Below are 2053 nucleotides of genomic sequence, written 5' to 3' on the forward strand. Positions count from 1 at the left end.
GTCTGGACTCAACATCTTCATGGTTCTCAATAGTACCATCAGAAAGAATATGTTTAATGCTTACCCCCATAAGCTTCAGATTGTGGGATATTAGGATTGTTCGATGGCAATCAAGAGGTTCTTTCTCAGCGCACATTAGTGCAATGCGGTATTTTATGACTCCAGCTAGAACGCGTTCCAGTCCGCTTTTAAATTCTTCCCTTTCAGTAATACGGCTATAATCTACCTTGCCGTTTTTGTAGCATGATGGATCATCAGGCTTGGCCCCTAATTCCTTGCCAAGGAATACGTAGGCGATCTCCTCTTTCTTAAGTGAATCAGCGAGAGCGTCTTTAATGAATTGGGAATGATATCGGCTGTAAGGAGCAGAGCGCACATCGGCAACAGCTGTTATCCCATGCTGTTTGAGCAAGCTTATGAATTTCTCAATCGCATGGTCTGAATGCCCTATAGTGTAAACGAACTTTTGATTCATCAAATTAGTTTAATCCAAAGGAGAAATAATACAAAACAGTTCTCTTTAGTAATCTGGGGCGCAGAGGAAAGATATCCCCTTCGATAGAAGAAGAGGTTATCGAAGTTACAGTTTGAGCAAGCTACCGGTCGTCTCCGGCAAGGAAACCTGCAGAGCTTTGGAAAAAGCCGGGTATCTCGTCGACCATCAAACGGGAAGCCATCTTATATTAAGGAATGAAAATCCCCCGTATAGAAGACTTACTGTGCCGAACCACAAAGAGATCGCCAAGGGAACCCTTAGATCAATCCTCCGCCGTGCGGGCTTAAGTTCCGAGCAGTTTATTCAACTGTTATAAAGCCGCGGCTTGATATTAGAGGCTTCAAAAGGCGATAATGAAAGCGATGGAGCCAGACCCCCTTAAAGTTTCAAGAATTCTTCCGGGCTAATTTTTGCCTGTTTTAATATGGCCCGGATTGTCCCCTTGGGAATATCACCCGGATGATTGAGAACGGCTGTTCTCAGGCGCGTAACGGGGTTCCACCAGATCTCATGGCTACCCTTAGGCATTGCGGTCAAACTGAAATCCGGCCTTTTTTAGCTTGCGAATGACTTCTTTGTACTTGAAGCCCGCAAGCGATACTATCACCCGATTCCGACCGCAATATCAATCTCAATCTCCTTATCAAGTTTCCTGATGCCCGGCGGCATGGGATCGCCGTGTTTTTCGTAAGACTCTATAAGTTTTCTTGCAACATCATGGGCCACTTCTATCGTTTCGGCCAATGTCCTGCCCTGTGCGACAAGCCCCGGCAGGTCATTGCTGGTCGCCACGTACCCGCCTTCGTCAAGGGCTTCAATTTGCAACTTTATAAATATCTCACTCATTACGCACCTCCATTTTCCACGATATCACATCAAACCGCTTCCCGTTATTTCAAGAGAACCGGGATGCCGGTTTGCCAAGTTTATCACACCTTGATATTAGGGGCTTTAAAAGGCGATAATGGAATCTGATATGGAGCGGAAAAAACCAGGTCCCGCCGAATTCACGCCGGAGGATATTTATAAAAAACTCAGCCGGTACGTAATCGGCCAGGAGCGCGCCAAGCGCACGGTGGCAATAGCCGCGTACAGCCACGTAAAGCGCATCACAAGCCCGGCGCTGCGCAAAAATAAAATCGTGAAAAAATCAAACGTCCTCTTAATCGGGCCAACGGGATGCGGCAAGACGCACATCGCAAGGACCCTTGCCGAAATACTCGAACTCCCGCTCACCGTCGCCGACGCCACCGAGTACACCGAAGCCGGGTACTACGGCAAGGACATTGAAGTGATGGTCGGCGAGCTTTTGCACCGGACGCATGGCGACGTCGCCCTTACTGAAAAGGGCGTCATCTTCATCGACGAGATAGACAAGATAGGCCGCAAGATGGGAACGGCGCGCACCGGCGCGGGACAGCGCGACATCGGCGGCGAGGGCGTTCAGCAGTCGCTCTTAAGGCTTGTGGAGGGCCAAAAGCTTTTCGTGCCGCAAGACATTACCCAGCACTGGAACAAGCACGATTTCGTGGAGGTGGACACCTCGAACATACTTTT

General features: G+C 48.8%; 5 protein-coding genes. 2 read left to right on the forward strand and 3 right to left on the reverse strand.

What is annotated here, in order from left to right:
* A partial coding sequence (locus V3S16_RS08790; RefSeq protein WP_413884307.1) for a DUF488 family protein occupies nt 1–475 on the reverse strand: 475 nt, incomplete at its 3' end.
* A gap of 112 nt (nt 476–587) precedes the next feature.
* On the opposite strand from V3S16_RS08790, the gene V3S16_RS08795 reads away from it, so the two are divergent.
* Nucleotides 588–812, forward strand: coding sequence for a type II toxin-antitoxin system HicA family toxin (locus V3S16_RS08795; RefSeq protein WP_413884308.1), 225 nt, complete (start codon nt 588–590; stop codon nt 810–812).
* 62 nt (nt 813–874) lie between these two features.
* Here V3S16_RS08795 and V3S16_RS08800 read toward each other — a convergent pair whose 3' ends face one another.
* Nucleotides 875–1024: a type II toxin-antitoxin system HicA family toxin gene (locus V3S16_RS08800; protein WP_413884309.1), complete on the reverse strand. Its 150-nt coding sequence runs from the start codon at nt 1022–1024 to the stop codon at nt 875–877.
* Nucleotides 1025–1099: 75 nt separating this feature from the next.
* Nucleotides 1100–1342 (reverse strand): type II toxin-antitoxin system HicB family antitoxin, encoded by a 243-nt coding sequence (locus V3S16_RS08805; protein WP_413884310.1) that lies wholly within the window; start codon nt 1340–1342, stop codon nt 1100–1102.
* Nucleotides 1343–1460: 118 nt separating this feature from the next.
* On the opposite strand from V3S16_RS08805, the gene V3S16_RS08810 reads away from it, so the two are divergent.
* Nucleotides 1461–2053, forward strand: a 593-nt coding sequence (locus tag V3S16_RS08810; RefSeq protein WP_413884311.1) for an AAA family ATPase, incomplete at its 3' end; no start/stop codon positions are given.

Origin of the sequence: Candidatus Desulfatibia sp., assembly GCF_036446775.1 — a bacterium.
Classification (GTDB): domain Bacteria; phylum Desulfobacterota; class Desulfobacteria; order Desulfobacterales; family UBA11574; genus Desulfatibia_A.